Source organism: Streptomyces sp. NBC_00154, assembly GCF_026342835.1.
In the GTDB taxonomy this organism is placed as follows: Bacteria; Actinomycetota; Actinomycetes; order Streptomycetales; family Streptomycetaceae; genus Streptomyces.
Genome location: NZ_JAPEMI010000001.1, coordinates 1,657,700 through 1,672,958 on the forward strand (window position 1 = coordinate 1,657,700; position 15,259 = coordinate 1,672,958).

Here is a 15,259-nt window from a genome sequence, read left to right on the forward strand (position 1 = left end):
CCGGTGGGCGGTTCCGCGGCCGGTCTCCGGGCGCCGGCCGCTGAAGAACCTCGTGGCGGACCGCCTACGCCGCACCGTCCGCCATCGCGTCCTCGACCTCCGCCACCCGGGCCTGTTCCTCCGCCGCGAACCGGTCGCGGTCCAACTGCTCGGCGATCTCCTCGTCCTGGGCCATCAGCAGGTCCAGGTTGGAGTCGCCGAGCTCGAAGACGCCCATGTCGACGTAGGCCTTCTGGAGCCGTTCGCCCCACAGTCCTATGTCCTTGACGCACGGCACTATCCGGCTGAACAGCAGCTTGCGGAAGAGCTGCAGATACTCCGAGTGCTCGGAGAGCTCCTTGGCCTCCTGCTTGCCCACGCCGAAGTTCTGCAGCACCTCGACGCCGCTGAGCCGGTCCCGCATCAGGTAGCAGCCCTCGATGACGAACTCCTCGCGTTCGCGCAGTTCGGCGTCGCTCAGCTGCTTGTAGTAGTCGCGCAGCGCCATCCGCCCGAAGGCGACATGGCGGGCCTCGTCCTGCATGACGTACGCGAGGATCTGCTTGGGCAAGGGCTTGGTCGTGGTGTCGCGGATCATGCCGAAGGCGGCAAGGGCGAGCCCCTCGATGAGGACCTGCATGCCGAGGTACGGCATGTCCCAGCGCGAGTCGCGCAGGGTGTCGCCCAGCAGGCCCTGCAGGTTGTCGTTGACCGGGTAGAGCATCCCGACCTTCTCGTGCAGGAACCGTCCGTATATCTCCGCGTGCCGGGCCTCGTCCATGGTCTGGGTCGCGGAGTAGAACTTCGCGTCCAGATCGGGGACCGACTCCACGATCCTGGCCGCACAGATCATGGCGCCCTGCTCACCATGGAGGAACTGGCTGAACTGCCAGGAGGTGTAGTGCTTGCGCAGCTCGCCCCGGTCCTTCTCGGTCATCTTCGCCCAGTGCGGCGTGCCGTACAGCGTGAGCGCCTCGTCCGGGGTGCCGAGCGGGTCGGTGGGGTCGACCTCCAGGCTCCAGTCGATGCGCTTGTTGCCGTCCCACTGCTTGTCCTTGCCCTTTTGGTAAAGGGCGAGAAGGCGCTCGCGGCCGTCGTCGTACTCCCAGCTGAAGCGGGCGGCGCCGGAGGCGGGCACCTGCCACAGCGGTTCCTCGGGGGCGGTGGTGTAGAGGTCGTGTGTCGACACGGACGGCTCCTTCGCCTCGCATGGTTCGATAAGTTCCGTGGCGGTTACGTCAGTTGGCAGGTTCACACGTTGGTAGACGCCGGGTCAACAAGTCGTGCGCAAGGGATTGACGGCCTTGCTGACAAGCAGTCTCATAAGAAGTGACCGCCGGTAACCCATGTGTGAGGTGCCCTCAGCCATGACGACAGTGACCGAACGCGACGTGCAGACGCTTCGCGACGCACTCGGCCCGCTCCGGGACCGTGAGCAGATTGCCGAACGCCTCCTGGAGTCCTCGGCCAAGCACTCCTTCGACCCGGACACCGAGCTCGACTGGGATGCGGCCGTCGAGGACGGCAAGTGGTTCTGGCCGCCCGAGCTCGTCTCGCTCTACGACACCCCGCTGTGGCGGAAGATGTCCGAGGAGCAGCGGATGGACCTGGCCCGGCACGAGGCGGCGTCGCTGGCCTCGCTCGGCATCTGGTTCGAGATCATCCTGATGCAGCTGCTGGTCCGGCACATCTACGACAAGCCCGTGACCAGCAACCATGTCCGCTACGCGCTCACCGAGATAGCCGACGAGTGCCGGCACTCGATGATGTTCGGCCGCATGATCCAGTGGGGCCGGGCGCCCAACTACCCCGTACCCCGCGTCTATCACAACCTCGCGCGGGTGCTGAAGACCGTGTCCACCACGCCGGGATCGTTCGCCGCGACCCTGCTCGGTGAGGAGATCCTCGACTGGATGCAGCGGCTGACATTCCCGGACGAGCGCGTCCAGACGCTGGTGCGCGGCGTGACCCGGATCCATGTGGTCGAGGAGGCACGGCATGTCCGGTACGCCCGCGAGGAGCTGCGCCGGCAGATGGTCACCGCACCGCGCTGGGAGCGCGAGTTCACCCGGCTGAGCTGCGGAGAGGCGGCGCGCGTCTTCTCCGTCTGCTTCGTCAACCCGCAGGTGTACGAGAACGTCGGCCTGGACCGCCGCGAGGCCGTCGCCCAGGTGAGGGCGAGCGGCCACCGGACGGAGGTCATGCAGACGGGCGCGAAGCGGCTGACGGACTTCCTCGACGACATCGGTGTGCTGAACGGGGTCGGGCGCCGGCTGTGGAAGAGCTCGGGCCTGCTGGCCTGACCCGGCTCCTCCACCGAGGGAACGGCTTACGCTTCGAGGTATGACCTCCGCTGCCGCAGCCCCGCCGAACCGCGCGTACCAAAGGCTCAGCGTCGAGGAGCGCCGCACGCAGCTCCTCGGTGCGGCCCTCACCCTCTTCGCGCACCGGGCCCCCGACGAGGTCTCGCTCGACGAGGTCGCGGCGGTCGCCGGAGTCTCCCGTCCTCTCGTCTACCGCTACTTCCCCGGCGGACGGCAGCAGTTGTACGAGGCTGCGCTCCGGTCCGCCGCCGACGAACTGGAGCTGTGCTTCACCGAACCGCCCGTGGGCCCGCCCACCGAACGGGTGGCGCGGGTGCTCGACCGCTATCTCGCGTTCGTCGACGAGCACGACGCCGGGTTCAGTGCGCTGCTGCGCGGTGGCAGCGTCGCGGAGACGTCCCGGACGACAGCGATCGTCGACGAGGTGCGACGGGCGGCGGCCGAACAGATCCTTCTCCACCTCGGCCGCGGAGACACGCGGGCACCGGGCCCCCGGCTGCGGATGATGGTGCGGACCTGGATCGCAGCCGTCGAGGCGGCCTCCCTGATCTGGCTGGACGAGGAGAAGCAGCCCCCGGCGGACGATCTGCGCGCCTGGCTGGTCGACCAGTTGATCACCCTGCTCGCAGCCACCGCGGCCACGGACCGGGAGACGGCGGCCGTGGTGGCGGAGCTGCTGCCGCTGGAGACCGCCGACGGCCCGGCCGGGCGGCTGGCCGCCCGACTCGTCCCGGTGGTCGCCGAAGCGGCGCACCTGCTGCCACCGGACTGAGTGCCGGAACACGCCCCTGGGTCAGACTGGGGGGCGTGAGAAGCGAGAACACCACCTTCAGAGGCGGCCCGCTGGACGGGCGGGTCCTGCCCGTCCTCGTCGGCGCGACCGGCCATCCGCCCAAGTGGTACGAGGTCCCGGTGCCGGATGCCGACGGCGGACCGGCCACCGTGTACACATACCGGCGGGTCCCGGCCGGATACTCCAAGCGGCTGGGTGTGCAGCGCGGCTGGGTGTACGAGTACGCCCCGGAGGGCCGCGAACGCCACACTCCCAAGTGGCCCTGGTCGAAACCGAACTGACCCGCGCGCATCCCGGCTGCGCGCACCGGAACCTCTAAGATCGACGGATCCATGGTCACGAGAACGGTCACAAGGGGGTGCGCCATGGAGGCGCTGCGTCAGGACGATCCACGCCGCTTCGGTCCGTACACCGTGGTGGCGCGGTTCCGCGAGACCGCGAGCGCCGTGCAGTACCTCGCGCATGACGCGGCCCTCGACGACACCGTCGTGATCACCGCGGCCCGCCCCGAACTCGCCGCGCTCCCTGCCTTCCGCCGCCGCTTCGAGGCGGAGACACGCACGGCGGACCGGCTGGCGGGTGGCTGGGTCCAGCCAAAGATCGTCACCCGTGCGGCAGAACACGCGGACGAGGACGCAGACGGACCCGCGGACGGGCAGCTGTGGACGGCCGTGGCGTACGTACCGGCGCTGACGCTCGCCGAGGCGATCGACTTCGCGGGCCCGCTCCCCGAGCGTGCCGTGCGGATACTGGGCGCGGGCATCGCCGAAACCCTCTCCCGGGTGCATGCCACCGGGGCCGTACTGGAAGGGCTCGCCCCCAGGACGGTGCTGCTGGCCGAGGACGGGCCCCGGCTCACCGCCTTCGGCCCCCTGAGCGCGGCGGCCGACGCGGAGGCCCGGTCGGGCGGGCAGCTGTCCGTACGGCTCGGCTATCTCACCCCGGAACAGATCGAGGGCAAGGAGGCCGGACCTGCCTCCGACCTCTTCGTGCTGGGGCTGCTGCTGGCGTACGCGGCGACCGGGACGACCCCGCTCGCCGACGGACCGGCGGCGGAGGCCGCCGAACGGATCGCCCGTACCGAACCGGAACTGGACGCGGTTCCGGAAGAATTGCGCGGCCTGATCGCGCGCTGCCTTGCCAAGGACCCGGCCGACCGGCCGACCGCGGGCACGGTGGCGGCGGAACTGGCACTGGAGGGTGCGGCGGGCCTGGCCAAGGGCGGCTGGCTGCCGGATCCGCTGACACGGGCGATCATGGAACAGGCCGGACAGGTACGAAAGTTGGCGACGGATCCGGATGACGGTCCGGCCGACGCCGCCACCGGCACCCCCGTCGACTCGCCGACCCACGGTCTGCTCGGCCACGACTCTGCCGACGCGGCCCCCGAGGCCCTGCCCGACACCCCCGCGACCAGGGACGACGACGTCCGGACCACCCGCATCGGCAGCGTCGGCAGCCCCCGTGCGCCGGAGCCCGACCGGCCGACCACCCAGCTGTCCATCCCGCGTGAGCGCAGCGGGCCTCCGGCCGAGCTGCCCACCGGCCTGCCGCCCGTCGCACCGCTCGTGCCGCGGCCTCTTCCCGCTCCCACGACGCCGGCCGCCCCCGCATCGACCACCCCGACAACAACCCCCACCGCTCCCCTTCCCTCTCCTCCCCCTGCCGGTCCGGTCAGCGCTCCCGCTCCCGCAGTCCCCTCCCTCGACCGTCGCACGCTGCTCGTCGGTGGCGTTGCCGGTGCCGCCGGACTCGTCGTCGGGGGCGGAGCGGTGCTCGCCTTCGGCTCCGGCAGTCCCGAGGACCAGGACGACGCCAAACCCGCCCCCGCCCCCACGCGCCTCACCGTGGCCGGGCTGCCGCCGCAGCCGCGTTGGGTGTACACGCATCCCGACGCCGAGCCCGCGCCGCTCACCGCCGCACTCTGGCTCGACCGGCTGCTCGTCCTGACCGGCGACACGCAGGCCGTCGGGATCGATCTGCGCTCCGGCCGCCGCGTCTGGGAGTGTGCGGACGGAGCCAAGGGGCAGGCGGCCCTGCCCGCCGGCGAGGATCTCTGCTTCATCGCCGGGCCGTCCGAGTTCCTCTGGCTGTCAGCCAAGAACGGACAGGTCACGCACCGGGTGGCGTACGAGGACGGGTTCAAGGACGCGCCGCATCTGACGGTGTCGGACATCGTCGGCCAGTCCGGGCCGGTCATCTGGTTCACCGGCTCCCACAAGGTCACCGTGAAGGCCAAGAAGCCGAAGAAGGGCAAGAAGCCCGGTAAGGACACCCAGGCCGTCGTGTCGTTCCTCTTCGCGTACGACGTCGTGCAGCGCAAGGAGGTGTGGCGGACCTCCGTACCCACCGGACGTGAATCGGCCGCCCCCGCCTACCGGTTGATCACCGTCCGGCCGGACGACGTCGTCGTACGTCAGAAGAGTGCGACGCTCACTCCGGGAGACGTCAAGGCCGCCAAGGGCAAGGCGGTCTTCCGCGGCTTCGACCGCGAGAGCGGGAAGCTGCTGTGGACCAGGTCGTTCGGCAGGGTCGGGCCGGACGGGGCGGCCGTCGGCGACGACAAGGGGCTGCTCTACGCGGCGGTGGGCGACGATCTCCAGACGTTCGAGATGCCCGGGGGCAAGCCTGAGTGGACCCTGAACGGCAGCGCGGGCTCCGTGTTCGGGACCCCGGTGCCGGCCGGAACGCTCCTGCACACCACCAACGGCAACCAGGAAGTCGGCGCGGTCGACCGGGCCACCGGAAAGCTGCACTGGCGACGGTCCACTGAGGCGACGCCCGGCGGCGCCGCGCCCGCCGTCACCGTCAGCCTCTCCGGCAAGACCCTGCTGGCGGCCGGAGGGGCGCAGGTCACCGCGTTCGCGGCGGCGGACGGGCGGCGGCTGTGGAAGTTCCAGGACATCGGGGTGCAGGATCCGAAGGGGGCCACGGTCACCGCTCCGTACCGGGTGCTGGCGTTCGGGAAGACCGCCGTGGTCCAACGCGAGCGGATCTTCTACGCGTTCCCGGTGGCGTGAACCCGCAGGACACCCGCCTTCCGGGGGAACCCCGCGGCCGCCACGGCACGGGGTTCTTGCATCGCCCGGCACCCGGTGACCGTATGGATGTGTTGCGCTCACTCATGGGGTAGTCCCAGGATCGCCCCGTCATCGGAGGTGATCCCGTGTCAGGCACGGTCCTGCGCACCGTCTGCTCTGCGGCGCTCGCCGCCCTCGTCCTGGCCTCCCCCGCCGTTGCCGCCCCCGTGGAACCGGACCCCGGGCCCTCGGGCGTGGCCACCGGCAAGGGCCCCGACTCCACCAAGAGCATCGCCGAGCTGCTGACCGAGCTGCGCACGCTGTACCGGCAGGCGGAGGAGGCCACGGAGACGTACAACGGGACCGTGGCCGAGCTGAAGAAACGGACCACCGAGGCGAAACGGCTCGATTCCGCCCTCTCCGCGGCCAGGCTCGCACTGGCCAGCAGCCACGACGAAGCGGGGCGGCTGGCCCGCGAGCAGTACCAGGGGCGGTCCGACTTCTCCTCGTACGCACAGCTGCTGCTGGCCCGCGATCCCGAGCACGCCCTGGACCAGGGGCATGTGATCCAACGGGTGTCCGCCGACCGGGCCGCGACCGTGAAGCGGCTCACCGGCGCCGCGAAACACGCCGACGGCCTGGCCACCGAATCCCGCAAGGTACGGGACAGACAGCGGGTGCTGGCGGCGCGGCAGAAGAAGCAGCGGGACACGGTGCGGGCGCGACTGCGAAACGTCGAGAAGCTGCTGGCCACCCTCTCCGCCGAAAGGATCGCCCAGATGTCCCGGCTGGAGCAGCAGGCCACGGAAAAAGCCCAGGGCGCGCTGGTCGCCTCGGGAGCCCTGTCCTCGTCCCGGCAGCCGTCCGAGGAGGGCGGCGAGGCGGTGAAGTACGCGATCGGGCAGGTCGGCAAGCCGTATGTGTGGGGTGCGGAAGGACCGGGCTCGTTCGACTGTTCCGGGCTCACCTCACGGGCCTGGGCCACCGCGGGCCGGCCCATCCCGCGAACCTCGCAGGAACAGTGGCAGCGGCTGCGGAAGGTGCCGCTGAAAGCGCTGCGCCCGGGTGATCTGGTGATCTACTTCCCGAAGGCCACGCACGTGGCGCTGTACATCGGCAGCGGTCTGGTGGTGCAGGCGCCCCGTCCGGGGACCCGGGTGAAGGTCTCACCGGTGGCGTCGAACCCGCTGCTCGGCGCCGTGCGGCCGGACCCGGAGAACGCATCGCTGCGCACGTACGAGCGGCCGGAGCTGCCCCGGGATGCGTCGGACGGCCCGGACACGGGGTACAGCTCGTCGTCCGTCCCCACCGACGCGTAGCGCAAGCTCCCGCGAGCCACCCTGGCCGGGCCGCCCGTGGGCCGTCCGAAGGCGGCCCACAGGCACCGATGTTCACCAACGCTGACCAGTACTTTGCAGGTCAGGCGGCGGATGCGGCCCCGGAGACCTGGGCCAGGTACGCGTTCGTCTTCTCCGGGTCGAAGAAGAAGTTGTCGAAGTCCGCCGGGTTGTCGAACCCGTTGGCGAAGCGGTCGGCGACCGGCTGGAGCTGGCCGGCGGCGCCGATCAGGTTCAGCACGTGCTCCGGCGGTACGCCGAGCATGGCGTTCGTCCACTTCACGACGTGCTGCGCGGTGTCCCAGTAGCGGTCGAAGGTGGACTGCATCCAGTCCGCGTCGAACGGACGGTCGCCGTGCTCGATGATCGACCGGAGGTACGCGTCGGCGCACTTGGAGGCCGAGTTGGAGCCCTGGCCGGTGATCGGGTCGTTGGCGACGACCACGTCCGCCACGCCGAGCACCAGACCGCCGCCGGGCAGCCGGCCGATCGGCTTGCGGACGGTCGGGGCGTAACGGCCCGCCAGGGTGCCGTTGGCGTCCGTCAGTTCGACCTTGGTGGCACGGGCGTACTCCCACGGCGTGAACTGCTCCATGAGTTCCAGCGTCTTCGCGAGGTGCTCGGAGGGGTCCTTGATGCCCTGGAACACGTCCAGCGGGCCGCCCGGGATGCCTTCCCAGAACAGGATGTCGGCGCGGCCGGACGTGGTCAGGGTCGGCATCACGAAGAGCTCGCCGACGCCCGGGACCAGGTTGCAGCGGACCGCGTCGAACTCGGGGTGCTCGGGGCGCGGGCCCATGCCGTGGACGTACGCGACGGCCAGTGCGCGCTGCGGGGCGTCGAACGGCGAACGGGACGCGTCCCGGCCGAACATGGAGACCAGCTCGCCCTTGCCCGCGGAGACCATCACCAGGTCGTAGGTGCGGGAGAAGTAGTCGAGGTCGGAGACGGCCGCACCGTGGATGACGAGCTGTCCGCCGCGTTGGGCGAACGTCTCCATCCAGCCGGCCATCTTCACGCGCTGGTCGACGGACTGGGCGAAGCCGTCCAGCTTGCCGACCCAGTCGATGGCGCGCGAGGAGTCGGGGGCGGCGACCGAGACACCGAGGCCCTCGATGCGCGGGGCCTGGGACTCCCAGAAGTTGAGCTGGAGGTCGCGCTCGTGCTGCAGCGCCGTGTCGAACATGCACTGCGTCGACATGACCCGGCCGGACCGGATCTCGTCGGCCGTGCGGTTGGACATCAGGGTGACTTCGTACCCACTGGACTGCAGTCCGAGGGCGAGCTGGAGACCGGACTGGCCGGCTCCGACTATGAGTATCTTCCGCATCGCGGTTCTCCGTTACTTCTACGTGTACGTGCGCGTGTTGTGTCTAAGCGGGTGTGGCGTCAAGAGCGTGGCCCACAAGGGCCAGCAGCGACTCGACGACCGTGATCCTGTTACGCGCATCCATGATCACAACGGGTACGTGCAGGGGTATGGTCAGGGCCTCCCTGACGTCCTCCGGCTCGAATCCGGGTGTTCCCTCGAAGTGGTTGACGGCCACGATGTACGGCAGTCCGCAGCTCTCGAAGTAGTCGAGCGCGGGAAAGCAGTCGGAGAGCCGCCGGGTGTCGGCGAGCACGACCGCCCCGATCGCGCCGCGCACCAGGTCGTCCCACATGAACCAGAAGCGCTGCTGTCCGGGCGTGCCGAACACGTACAGCACGAGGTCGTCGTCGAGGGTGAGACGGCCGAAGTCCATCGCGACGGTCGTGGTGACCTTGTCGGGCGTCGCGGTGAGGTCGTCGGTCTCCTCGCTGGCCTGGGTCATCAACGCTTCGGTCTGCAGGGGGGTGATCTCGGAGACCGATCCCACGAAGGTCGTCTTGCCGACGCCGAACCCGCCCGCGACCACTATCTTCGTGGCTATGGGGGCCCTGGTGTGGTCCAGCTGCCATGCCTGCAGTGACTCTTCGGTCTGGCTCTCCGGTCCCGGCTGACGCGGGGCGGAGAGCAGCGAGTCAGAGACGGCGGAGTCCATTCAGCACCCTTTCGAGCAGTGCGCGGTCGGGCTGGCCGGTGCCGTGACCGGTCCCGTACACACGGATCTTTCCCTGGTCGGCCAAGTCGCTGAGCAGCACTCGGACCACGCCGAGCGGCATCTTCAACAGGGCCGAGATCTCCGCGACCGTACGCATGCGGCGGCAGATTTCGACAATGGCCTGGAGCTCCGGCATCACACGCGTGGTGAGGCTGCCGTTGGTGAGCTCGCGGCGCTCCTCGGGCGCTTCCAGCGCGGCCACGAATGTCTCGACGAGGAGGACGTGACCGAAGCGGGTGCGGCCGCCGGTGAGCGAGTACGGGCGGACCCGGGCAGGCCGGCGGTCGGAACCGCGGACGGGGAGCCTGCGGGCGGGTTCAGCAGCGGGCATCACTGGGCGCTCTCCATCGATTTGCGCAGTTCACTGCGGAGTTCGGGGGTGAGTACATGTCCGGCACGGCCGACGAAAAGCGCCATGTGGTACGCGATGACGCTCATGTCGCAGTCGGGTGTGGCGTGCACGCCGAGCAGGGATCCGTCGCTGATCGACATGATGAAGACGCTGCCCTCGTCCATGGCGACCATGGTCTGCTTGACGCCACCGCCGTCCATCAGCTTCGCGGCGCCGATGGTGAGGGAGCCGATGCCGGAGACGATGGTCGCGAGGTCGGCGCTGGAGCCCCTGGGGCCGTCCTGCCGGCCCGTCGCTCTGGCTGCGTGGTGGCCGGGGTCGGAGGAGAGCAGCATCAGTCCGTCGGACGAGACGACCGTGACCGAGTGGACCCCTGGCACCTCCTCGACGAGATTGCTCAGCAACCAGTGAAGGTTCCGGGCCTCGGTACTCAGCCCGAATGTGCTGGGCGCAGTCAACTGCGTGCCTCCTCGACTGTGTCCCCCGTGTCATCGATTCGACCGCCGGAACGGTCTGCCAGCTCGGTGTGGTCGGTCTGTGCGGTGCGTTCGCTCCGGTCGACGTCGAGGGCAGGGCCGGCGCCGGCGGCACTGCCGACGCCTTCGGCGATCTCCGCCTCGACATCGCGGCGGCCGTCCTTCGCGCCCTGATGGAAGCCGCCGAGGCGACGGCGCAGCGCTTCCTTGTCCAGGCTGCCCTTGCGCTCGGTGGCAGGGGCGGCGGCGGGCTTCACGACCTTGGGGGTGCGCTTGGGCAGCCCCTTGTCGGTGATGCGTTCGCCCTGCGGCTGCGGCTGTGGTTCCGGCTGCCGGGGGCCGGGAAAGGCCTCCGCGACGGTGGTGACGGCCGGGACGGGAGCGGTGAAGGGCTCCTGGTTCTCGTCCGCGGTGCGCTCGTGCCGGTCGGGGCCGATGGCGTACGGGTCGGACGCCATCGGGGCCGCGGGGGCCGGCGGGGCCGCCCGGAACTCCGGGACCTCGGGGAGCCGGACCTGCATCGTGGTCTCGGCCTCTGTCTCGGCGGCGAGCGGCTCAGGTGCGGGCGACTCGGCTGCGACCGGCTCGGTTGCGACCGGAGCCGGCGCGGGCACCGGTTCTGTGCCGGGCTCCGCTCCCGCGTCGCGGATCGACTGCTCGGCCGCGGCGATCAGCGGGTCACCGGGCAGTGCGAGCGTCCGGCCCGGCAGGGAGTTGGAGTTGGCCTCGGCGACCGATCCCGGCAGGTTCAGCGCGGGCGCGTCCCCCGGCACCCGCACCGGCGGCGGGGTGGCGGTCGGCGGCGCCTTCGGCAGCAGCGCCTGCGGCAGCACGACGACCGCCGTCACGCCGCTGCCCTTCTGCTCGCGCAGCTGGACCCGCACTCCGTGGCGCGCCGCCAGCAGCGACGTCACCTGGAGTCCGAGCCCCGCTCCGTCCGCGCCCTGCCGGCCCGCCTCGAACGAGGACGCGTCGGCCAGCCGGGCGTTGAGCTCGCCCATGCGTACGGACGACATCCCGATGCCCTCGTCCTGAACCGAGAGCATCACCTCGCCGGACTCCAGCAGCCAGCCGGACAGCTGGACATGGGAGTCGGGCGGCGAGAAGGAGGTCGCGTTCTCCAGGATCTCGGCGACCAGGTGGCTGAGGTCGTCGGCTGCGAAGCCGGCGATCTGGGCGTGCGGTGGCAGCGACTGGATGGTGACCCGCTCGTACCGCTCGATCTCACTGACGGCCGCCCGCAGGACGTCGACCAGCGGGATCGGGCCGGCGTGACCGTGGCCGTGCTCGGCGCCCGCGAGGACCAGCATGTTCTCGCTGTGGCGGCGCATGACCGTGGCCATGTGGTCGAGCTTGAAGAGGGTGGCGAGCCGCTCCGGGTCCTGCTCGCGCTCCTCCAGGCTCTCGATGACGCCGAGCTGGCGCTCGACGAGGCCGAGGGTGCGCAGCGACAGGTTGACGAAGGTGTGGTGGACCGTGTTCTTCAGCTGCTCCAGCTGGGCGGCCAGGTCGGCCGTGCGGACCTGGAGTTCGGCGCGCTGGAGGGACAGGGCCTCGTGTCCGGCGACGAGCTCGCCGCGCTCCTTCTCCAGGTTCGCGAACCGGCCGTTGAACTCGTGGAGCAGCCCCTGCAGCTTGCCGTGCAGCGTGTTGAGGTTCCGTACGACCTGGGCGAACTCGTCGTTGCGGCCGGTGTAGCGGACCGGCTCGGCGGTGCCCGGCTCCGCGGCGAGGCGGGCGGCTCCGATCCGCAGAACGGCGAGCGGCTGGGTGAGCGTGCGGGCCACGGCGGTGGAGACGCCGACAGCGATCAGCAGACAGCCGCCGAGCAGCGCGATGTGCAGTTCGAGCGCGGTGACGTCGTCGTCGCGCAGCTGCTCCAGTCGCTGGATCCGGGCGGTGCCGAGTGCGGACTCGACGCTGCGCATCCGGTCGATGCGGGCGGAGAGTGACGCCTCGACCTTCTTCCGGTTGGCCTGCTGGTCGGAGTCCGACAGCTCGGGGCGGTCGGTGAGCGCGGCGAGGTACTTCTCCGCGCTGTTGACCTCGGGCCCGGTGACGGTGGAGGAGAGCTTCTCGCGGGCGGTGGAGCCCGCCGCCTGGTCGAAGTCTGCGAGCGCGGCGAGCTCGCGGACCCTGGCCTGCTGGGCGGCTGCGCTCAGCTCGTCACGGTTACGGTCGTCCTCGCTCGGGCCCTCGTCCTGGGGCTGCACGGGCAGCCCGGTGAACGGGTCGATCTGCGGGGTGGTGGCCACTTCGCGGGGCACCGACAGCGCGGCGATCAGCAGCCCACGGGTGGCGGAGGCCTGCTCTGCCGCCTGGCCCAGGGCAAGGGGCGCACGGGTGGCCTCGGCGGCGCGCGGCGGCGTCTTCTCGGCCAGTTCGTCGGCGAGGTCCTGCAGCTTGGCGATGACCTCGGAGTACGCCTGGTGGGCCGCGAGCGCCGAGCCCTTGCCGGTGAGCGCGGTGCGGCGCAGCGAGGGGATCGTGGAGAGGTCGCGGCGCAGCGCGGCCGGGGCCGTGTCGCGGATCTCGTCGATCTGCTGGTCGACGCGGGCGCTGCGGCTGCTGGGTCCGTCGCTCTTCGGGCCGGACTTCTCGGCCCGGCCGCTCGCGATGTAGGCGGTGACCTCGTCGCGCTCGTCCGCGAGGGCGTGCGCGAGCGCCACCGCCTGCTGATTCAGCTCGGCGAGCGTGACCAACCGCTGGGACTCGGTCAGTTCGGAGGAGGCGCCGAGCGCTGCGGGCGCACCCGCGGCGATGACGGTGATACCGACGACCGCGACGCCGGCGACCAGCCGGCTGCGTACGCGTACGGTGCGCCGGGTGGGCTCACCTTCGGCCGGCGGCAGAGGTGTCGCCCCGGAACCGCTTCGCTTGCTGCCCTTGCTCCGAGGCCGCTTCTTCTGCACCGGTGCTCGCAATCTTGACTCGTCCACCCTTGAAGCAGAGGTGACGTTCGGTCACATGGAACGGCGCCCCGACCCCTGGTACGGCTTCTGACCATTCCAGTGCTTTTGAGAGGGGGGCGCGCATCAACCGCTCCGCCACCTGAACGAGTGAACATCACTCCAGAGTTGACGAACAAGTCTCCCCACACGCGTCGTCGCGCACACCCGCGCCCCGGGCTGGAACTTCCGCGCAGGCTTTGGCAGGATGCCCGCCCGCACGCCGCTCGGAGCCGTTCCTTCCGCTCAAGAGGCAGGGCTGACCTGCTCGTACGGTCCAACGACGCACTCGTGCAGGGTCGGTGAAGGCGTCGTGCAGACTTGCCGTATGCGTATCGAACTCGCCACCGTCCCCGGTAGTCCCGGGCGCCCCAACGAGGACTGGGCAGCCACCGCGCTTCCCGCCTCCGGCCAGGGCGGGACGCTGGTCCTGCTCGACGGCGTCACTCCGCCGCAGGGGAACGACGGTTGTGTGCACTCCGTCCCGTGGTTCACCGCTCGACTGGGCGCCTCCCTGGTCGAACTGTCGGGTTCGCGGCGGGATCTGCCCCTCATGGAGGTCCTCGCCGAGTCCATCCGGCGCACCGCCGACACGCATCGTTCCTCCTGTGACCTTTCTCACGTACGTACGCCGCAGGCGACCGTCGTGATGGTGCGCTGGGACGAACACGAGATCGAACACCTGGTGCTCTCCGACTCGGTGCTGCTGTTCGAGTCGACGGACGGCTCGGTACGCGCACTGCTCGACGACCGGCTCGACCGGCTGCCACCGGGATCCCTGGCCACCGAGGCGATCGCCGACGCACAGGTACGCAACAAGGAGGGCGGATTCTTCACCGCTGCCGCCGACCCCTCGGTGGCGGCCCGCGCGGTGACCGGGCGGACGCCGCGCGCCGAGGTGCGGGCGCTGGCCGCACTGACGGACGGGGCGAGCCGCTGGACCGACATGTTCCGCGAAGGGGACTGGGCAGCCTGCCTCGGGGTGCTCCACAAGGAGGGCACACAGGGGCTGATCGACCGGGTCAGGGCGCTGGAGGACGCGGACACGGAGCGCACGTATCTGCGGCGCAGCAAGACGCACGACGACGCCACGGCGGTCTACGCAGTGCTGTAGGTCACCCGGGTACGGGGTCGGCCGGGAGCGCGGAGGGTGCTCCCGTGTGGACGGTTTCCACAGGGCAGAGGTCCGGGAGCGCCCGGGAATGCCGGGCCGGTCCAGGCACCGGCCGGGTCGGGCCCGGCTCGTGTCATTCCTCGGCGCGGGTGTTCAAGTGGTGCAGCAGCCGGGCCAGTTCCGCCACCTCGGCCCGGTCCCAGTCGGCGAGCTTGCGTACGTACCGCTCGCGGCGGGCGTCGCGGACGCTGCGGTAACGCGCGAGTCCCTCGTCGGTGAGATGGACGAGGAAGGCCCGCCCGTCGGCCGGATCGGGCTCGCGCGCCACCAGTCCGAGGTTCTCCAGGGCGCGCAGTTGACGGCTCATGGTCGCCTTGCCGACCCCGAAGTACGCTGCGAGATCGGTGGCCCGCTGCTGCCCCGCCGACTCCAGCTGCACGAGGAGTCCGTACGCCGCGGACTCCAGTTCGGGGTGGACCTCGCGCGCCATTTCGCCGGAGCTCGACCGCGCCCGACGCAGGAACACGGCCAACTCCCGCTCCAGCGCCAGGAATACGTGGTCCACACCAGTCGCCCCGGTCGCGCCGGGTTCACTGCCGCTTTCGCTCCCGTGCACGTCAACACCCCTCATGAGCTTTCCTGCCGCTGAAAGTTTCTTTCACTGCTGGTCATCGCCGCAGCTCCGCCAGTATTTCGCAGGCGTAGACCAACGGCACCGCCCAGGCCCCCTTCCGCCGCGCGGGTCTACGTGCGTAGCGTCATTCCTGGCATGTTCACACCATTACATGTCACAGGGGTGCGCCGAGCCGCTCCCCTGGGTCGGCAGATCCCC

13 protein-coding genes are annotated in these 15,259 nt (G+C 70.6%); 6 read left to right on the forward strand and 7 right to left on the reverse strand.

Going from position 1 to position 15,259, the window contains the following annotated elements:
* Positions 1–64: 64 nt before the first annotated feature.
* The gene (locus OHA03_RS07225; RefSeq protein ID WP_267001885.1) at positions 65–1,168 is read right to left on the reverse strand and encodes a ferritin-like domain-containing protein; all 1,104 of its coding nucleotides are present in this window, start codon (positions 1,166–1,168) and stop codon (positions 65–67) included.
* Between the two features lie 178 nt (positions 1,169–1,346).
* Between OHA03_RS07225 and OHA03_RS07230 the strand changes: the two genes are divergently transcribed.
* The 5 genes from OHA03_RS07230 to OHA03_RS07250 all read left to right on the forward strand — a co-directional run bounded on the left by OHA03_RS07230 (position 1,347) and on the right by OHA03_RS07250 (position 7,435).
* Positions 1,347–2,282, forward strand: a complete 936-nt coding sequence (locus tag OHA03_RS07230; RefSeq protein ID WP_267001887.1) for a diiron oxygenase — start codon at positions 1,347–1,349, stop codon at positions 2,280–2,282.
* 40 nt (positions 2,283–2,322) lie between these two features.
* On the forward strand, positions 2,323–3,075 hold the full coding sequence (locus OHA03_RS07235) for a TetR/AcrR family transcriptional regulator (RefSeq protein ID WP_267001889.1): 753 nt from the start codon (positions 2,323–2,325) through the stop codon (positions 3,073–3,075).
* Positions 3,076–3,110: 35 nt separating this feature from the next.
* The gene (locus tag OHA03_RS07240) at positions 3,111–3,377 is read left to right on the forward strand and encodes a hypothetical protein (RefSeq protein ID WP_030915852.1); all 267 of its coding nucleotides are present in this window, start codon (positions 3,111–3,113) and stop codon (positions 3,375–3,377) included.
* An 84-nt stretch (positions 3,378–3,461) separates the two neighbouring features.
* A complete protein-coding gene (locus OHA03_RS07245) occupies positions 3,462–6,116 on the forward strand; it encodes a PQQ-binding-like beta-propeller repeat protein (protein WP_267001892.1) in 2,655 nt (884 codons plus the stop codon).
* A gap of 146 nt (positions 6,117–6,262) precedes the next feature.
* On the forward strand, positions 6,263–7,435 hold the full coding sequence (locus tag OHA03_RS07250) for a C40 family peptidase (RefSeq protein ID WP_267001894.1): 1,173 nt from the start codon (positions 6,263–6,265) through the stop codon (positions 7,433–7,435).
* 100 nt (positions 7,436–7,535) lie between these two features.
* On the opposite strand, the gene OHA03_RS07255 is transcribed toward OHA03_RS07250, so the two are convergent.
* From OHA03_RS07255 to OHA03_RS07275, 5 genes are read right to left on the reverse strand one after another with little or no spacing between them, the layout of a single operon-like run.
* Entirely contained in the window at positions 7,536–8,783 is a 1,248-nt protein-coding gene (locus OHA03_RS07255; protein ID WP_030969918.1) for a styrene monooxygenase/indole monooxygenase family protein, read from the reverse strand.
* Positions 8,784–8,826: 43 nt separating this feature from the next.
* Positions 8,827–9,477 carry an ATP/GTP-binding protein gene (locus OHA03_RS07260; RefSeq protein WP_267001900.1) on the reverse strand — a complete coding sequence of 217 codons (651 nt, stop codon included), beginning with the start codon at positions 9,475–9,477 and terminating at the stop codon, positions 8,827–8,829.
* Complete coding sequence (locus OHA03_RS07265; protein WP_267001902.1) at positions 9,458–9,868, reverse strand: DUF742 domain-containing protein; 411 nt, start codon at positions 9,866–9,868, stop codon at positions 9,458–9,460. The genes OHA03_RS07260 and OHA03_RS07265 overlap by 20 nt, the downstream gene beginning before the upstream one ends.
* Positions 9,868–10,347 (reverse strand): roadblock/LC7 domain-containing protein, encoded by a 480-nt coding sequence (locus OHA03_RS07270; RefSeq protein ID WP_267001904.1) that lies wholly within the window; start codon positions 10,345–10,347, stop codon positions 9,868–9,870. Before OHA03_RS07270 ends, OHA03_RS07265 begins: the two co-directional genes overlap by 1 nt.
* A complete protein-coding gene (locus OHA03_RS07275) occupies positions 10,344–13,277 on the reverse strand; it encodes a nitrate- and nitrite sensing domain-containing protein (RefSeq protein ID WP_267007959.1) in 2,934 nt (977 codons plus the stop codon). Before OHA03_RS07275 ends, OHA03_RS07270 begins: the two co-directional genes overlap by 4 nt.
* A gap of 364 nt (positions 13,278–13,641) precedes the next feature.
* Between OHA03_RS07275 and OHA03_RS07280 the strand changes: the two genes are divergently transcribed.
* Complete coding sequence (locus OHA03_RS07280) at positions 13,642–14,427, forward strand: protein phosphatase 2C domain-containing protein (RefSeq protein WP_267001906.1); 786 nt, start codon at positions 13,642–13,644, stop codon at positions 14,425–14,427.
* Positions 14,428–14,560: 133 nt separating this feature from the next.
* Here OHA03_RS07280 and OHA03_RS07285 read toward each other — a convergent pair whose 3' ends face one another.
* Positions 14,561–15,043 carry a MarR family winged helix-turn-helix transcriptional regulator gene (locus OHA03_RS07285; protein WP_267007960.1) on the reverse strand — a complete coding sequence of 161 codons (483 nt, stop codon included), beginning with the start codon at positions 15,041–15,043 and terminating at the stop codon, positions 14,561–14,563.
* Positions 15,044–15,259: the final 216 nt, after the last annotated feature.